The organism is Collinsella aerofaciens, from assembly GCF_901212495.1.
Taxonomy (GTDB): Bacteria; Actinomycetota; Coriobacteriia; order Coriobacteriales; family Coriobacteriaceae; genus Collinsella; species Collinsella aerofaciens_H.
Window position 1 is genome coordinate 1 of the sequence record NZ_CAAKNY010000044.1, and the last position, 4,550, is coordinate 4,550.

Sequence of the window (4,550 nt, forward strand, 5' to 3'; positions counted from 1 at the left end):
CGCCCTTTCATTTCACGTCACCTTGCTCGCGTGTACGGGCTTTCGCTGACTTATGCTCAACAAGGGCGGTTGGAAGCGCGCATTGGGGACAGGCTTAAATGAGTGCCCACTCATTAGGTACTCATTTAAGCCTGTCCCCAATGAGTAGCTGGGCGCCAAGGACTGTCCCCGGCTGTCGGCAGAAAGGGAACGTCCCTAACTGCCGGGCTAAGAGCGTCCAACGGCAAGTCTGAGCAACGATTATTGGATATTTTTTAGTCGAATGCTCGAATTTAGTGCTGCGCTACCGCATAAAAGGCGGCGTTTGTGTATCGCAATTGTAACATTCGGGTTTCCAAACGGGTCAAGCAGGGCGTTTTGAGGTCGGCGTGTTTATGCAAAGGCTAATATTGATAACCCAAAAGAGCTTAATGCGACTTGGGGCACACGGGTACCCCAGTTTATGGCAGATTAGGAAGGAACTCGTTCATGTCCGACATGATTCAGATCAAAGGACTTAACAAATACTTCGGAGACCTGCACGTTCTGAAGGACATCGACCTCACCGTTAAGGCTGGCGAGAAGGTCGTCATCATCGGGCCGTCGGGCTCGGGTAAGTCGACTCTCATCCGTTGCGTAGATTACCTCGAGGAGCCCACGTCGGGTGAGGTCATCATCGACGGCACGCCGCTCACCAAGAAGAACCACCTGGAGATGGCTCGCAAGTACAGCTCCATGGTGTTCCAGCAGTTCAACCTCTATCCCAACATGACGGTGCTCGGCAACCTCACGCTTGCTCCCATCAAACTGCAAAAGAAGAGCAAGGAAGAGGCGACCAAGACGGCCATGGCCGCGCTCGAGCGCGTCGGCCTTGCCCAGAAGGCCGGCGAGTATCCGCAGAACCTTTCGGGTGGCCAGCAGCAGCGCGTAGCCATCGCCCGCGCCCTGTGCACCAAGCAGCCCATCATCCTCTTTGACGAGCCGACCTCCGCACTCGATCCCGAGATGGTCCAGGAGGTGCTCGACGTTATGGTCGAGCTCGCGCAGGAGAACATCACCATGATCTGCGTCACGCACGAGATGGGCTTTGCGCGCCAGGTGGCCGACCGCGTCGTGTTTATGGACGACGGCCAGATTCTGGAGGAGGGCACGCCCGATCACTTCTTCGAGAATCCGGAGAATCCGCGTTGCCGCGACTTCCTGTCCAAGATTCTCCACTAACGACTAGCTCGTTTATTTGTTTTTGATTTCGTGTGCGGCTTGCCGCATCGAGATATGCCGAATGGGTTCGGCAGCACGGCGGCTGCGTCGCCTTGCAATGCGTATCACGTGGAAGGGGTACCAACAATGGATATGTCTCGTCGTCAGTTTTTGCAGGTAGCCGGTATGGGCATCCTGAGCGTTGCCAGCATGGGCACGCTCGCCGGCTGCGGTTCGAGCAGCGATGGCAAGTCCGGTTCCGCCAGTGGCAGCAGCGACTCCAAGCTTGCCGCCATCAAGGACCGCGGTAAGCTCAAGTGCGGCGTCAAGAAGGACGTTATCGGCTACGGTTATCTCGATACCAAGACCAAGAAGTATGAGGGTCTCGAGATCGACCTGTGCTACCAGATCGCCGCTGCCGTCCTGGGTGTCTCGTATGACGAGGCCGTCGAGAAGGGGCTCTGCGAGTTCACCGACGTCACGCCCAAGACCCGTGGCCCGTTGATCGACAACGACCAGCTCGACATCATCGCCGCCACCTACACCATCACCGATGAGCGCAAGAAGAGCTGGGACTTCTCGACTCCGTATCGCACCGATCACGTCGGTATCCTGATCAAGAAGAAATCCGGCATGACCAAGATGGCCGACCTCGACGGCAAGATTATCGGCGTTTCCCAGGGTTCCACCACCAAGGACCTGGTGCTCCAGATGCTCAAGGATCAGAATGTCGACGCCACGCCCGAGTTCAAGGAGTTCCCGGACTACCCGTCCATCAAGAGCGCCCTGGACGCCGGCAACATCGATGCCTTCGCCATGGACCGCTCAACTCTCAAGGGCTACACCACGGACGACTGCGAGCTCCTGCAGCCCGATGTTGAGTTTGGCGCCCAGGACTACGGCGTGGCCACCAAGAAGGGCAGCGACCTGTCCAAGACCGTCGACGACACCGTCAAGAAGCTCAAAAAGGACGGCTGGCTCGACAAGGAATACACCAAGTGGGACCTGCTCTAACGTAAGCTCTTTGCCATCGTAACCAGCGCGATGGGCGCTTGCGATGGCCGTATATCGCCCGGATGCCCGTGCGTCCGGGCGATTTGTTAGGAAAGATAGGAAGGAACGCTCGTCATGCTCGATGGACTCCTCGATCCCATGCGATGGCAGATGACCTTTAGCGAGATGGATAGCTTTTGGGATGGCTTTTTCGTCACGCTGCAGGTCGTGGTCGCCGGCTTGGCGCTCTCGCTGATTCTGGGCACGCTGTTGGGCGTGTTTTCTACCACGCGCTCCCGCGTGCTGCGCGCGATTAGCCGCGTGTATGTTGAGTTCTACCAGAACACGCCACTGCCCGTTCAGGTGTTCTTTATGTACATGGCGGGCCCCCAGCTGCTCCAGGTCATTACGGGGGCGGACAGCCCCGTTCGCATCTCCTCGTTTGCGCTCGGCTTTTTAGGCGTCGGCCTGTATCACGCTGCCTATGTGTCCGAGGTTATCCGTACGGGTATCGAGGCGGTACCGCGCGGTCAGATGGAAGCGGCGCTTTCGCAGGGCTTTAGTCGCGTGCAAGCGTATCGCTACATTATTCTGCCGCAGACGTTTAAGGTCATCCTGCCTCCGCTGTGCAATCAGGCACTCAACCTGGTTAAGAACACGTCGGTGCTTGCGCTCATCGCCGGTGGCGACCTCATGTACAACGCCGATGGTTTTATCTCGACCTATGGCTACCTGCAGGGTTATATCCTGGCATGCGCGATGTACTTTATTATCTGCTTCCCGCTGGCGCTGCTCGTCCAATGGCTCGAGCGCCGCTCTAAGCTCCGTCCCCGCGCCAAGGTGATCCCCGGCGTGACCGATGTTGCCGCAAAGGAGGCGTAAGCGATGCAGGTTTTCAATGCCGACAACCTGAGCTTTATCATGCTCGGCTTTGCAAAGACGCTCGAGATTTCGTTCTTTGCCATCATCTTCTCCATCATCCTGGGCACCGTGCTCGCGATGATCAAGCAGTACTGCAGGGGCAAGCTGCGCCCGTTTTCGATTGTGGTGAGTGCCTATATCGAGCTGTTCCGCTGCACGCCTAACCTGCTGTGGATCCTGTTTATCTACTTCACCGTCAAGGGCGACGACGTGGTGATTTCGGTCTTGGCCTTTACGGTCTTTACCTCGGCGGTTATGGCCGAGATTATCCGCGGCGGCTTTAACTCGATTCCCAAGAGCCAGTTTGAGGCGGCGCAGAGCCAGGGTTTTGGCTTCTTTGCGACGATGCGCATGATTATCTTGCCGCAGACGTTCAAGACCATCATCCCCGCGCTCTTTAGCCAGTGCACGACGGTGATTAAGGACTCCTCGTATCTTGCGGGCATCAACGTTGCCGAGTTCATGTACTCCACCAAGGTCGTTATGGCGCAGACCTCGGAGCTTTCCCAGGTGCTTGCCCTGTACGGCTTTACCTTCGCGATGTACTTTATCCTCAACTTTGGTATCTCGCTGCTGGTGAGGGCATATCAGCGCCGCATCGTAGCCGCATAGTCCTGCTCCCCCAAGCACGGCACCCTGCCCCTCAATCATCGCTTGCGTACATTTAGTACGCGGCGCTCTTCTTGTGGGGCAATCTGCCGCACTTGGGAAACCAGGACGGTCGTAAGTGACAAAATGGGATTTAGGAATTGCCTATTTCCCGTTTGTTAGAAAGGAATCGCGATGAGCGATCTGGAGAACAAGAAGAGCCCCGTGGTCATTACCATCGCGCGTGACTTTGGTGCCGAGGGCCACGAGATTGGCCGTATCCTTGCCAACGAACTGGGGATTCCGCTGTATGACAACGAGCTGCTGGTGCGCGCGTCGCTGCGTGCGGGCGAGTCGCTCGATAAGATGGCCGCCTATGACGAGCGTCTGGCCGTGGAGAACATGGCGTTTCTGCCCGACCGCTACGACGCGCGCTCGTACTCGGACAAGTTGTTCCAAAAGATGAGCCAGGTGATTTTGGACCTAGGCGAGACCGAGAGCTGCATTATCGAGGGTCGCCTGTCCGACTACCTGCTGCGCAATAACCCCAATCACATTGCCGTATTGGTGACCGCTCCCTTTGAGGACCGCGTCGAGATTGTGCGCAAGAAGCGCGGCCTCAACAAAAAGAAGGGCGCCAAGCTGGTCAAACAGCAGCAGAAGGCGCGCGAGGCGTTCTATAAGCGCTACAGCGCCGGCAAGTGGAAGATGACGAGCGGCAAGGACATCGTCGTCAACCGCGCCAAGCTGGGCCGCGAGGGTTGCAAAGACGTTATCGCCGCCGCCTACCGCTACAAAGTGGCCCAGCTCGAAGGCTAACCAACCAAAACCACCACAAAGGGACAGGCACCTTTGTGGTGGTTTTTGTT

5 protein-coding genes are annotated in these 4,550 nt (G+C 57.2%); all 5 read left to right on the forward strand.

The genetic code is table 11. From position 1 onward, the window contains the following. The first annotated feature begins 477 nt into the window (after positions 1-477). Positions 478-1,200 (forward strand): ATP-binding cassette domain-containing protein, encoded by a 723-nt coding sequence (locus SFLMC1_RS05250; RefSeq protein ID WP_187323870.1) that lies wholly within the window; start codon positions 478-480, stop codon positions 1,198-1,200. Between the two features lie 126 nt (positions 1,201-1,326). Next, complete coding sequence (locus SFLMC1_RS05255; protein ID WP_152074451.1) at positions 1,327-2,193, forward strand: transporter substrate-binding domain-containing protein; 867 nt, start codon at positions 1,327-1,329, stop codon at positions 2,191-2,193. A gap of 114 nt (positions 2,194-2,307) precedes the next feature. Continuing rightward, positions 2,308-3,054, forward strand: a complete 747-nt coding sequence (locus SFLMC1_RS05260) for an amino acid ABC transporter permease (RefSeq protein ID WP_152074452.1) — start codon at positions 2,308-2,310, stop codon at positions 3,052-3,054. 3 nt (positions 3,055-3,057) lie between these two features. Further along, a complete protein-coding gene (locus SFLMC1_RS05265) occupies positions 3,058-3,705 on the forward strand; it encodes an amino acid ABC transporter permease (protein ID WP_152074453.1) in 648 nt (215 codons plus the stop codon). Positions 3,706-3,876: 171 nt separating this feature from the next. Further along, positions 3,877-4,500 (forward strand): AAA family ATPase, encoded by a 624-nt coding sequence (locus SFLMC1_RS05270; RefSeq protein WP_022094991.1) that lies wholly within the window; start codon positions 3,877-3,879, stop codon positions 4,498-4,500. The last annotated feature ends 50 nt before the right edge of the window (positions 4,501-4,550 follow it).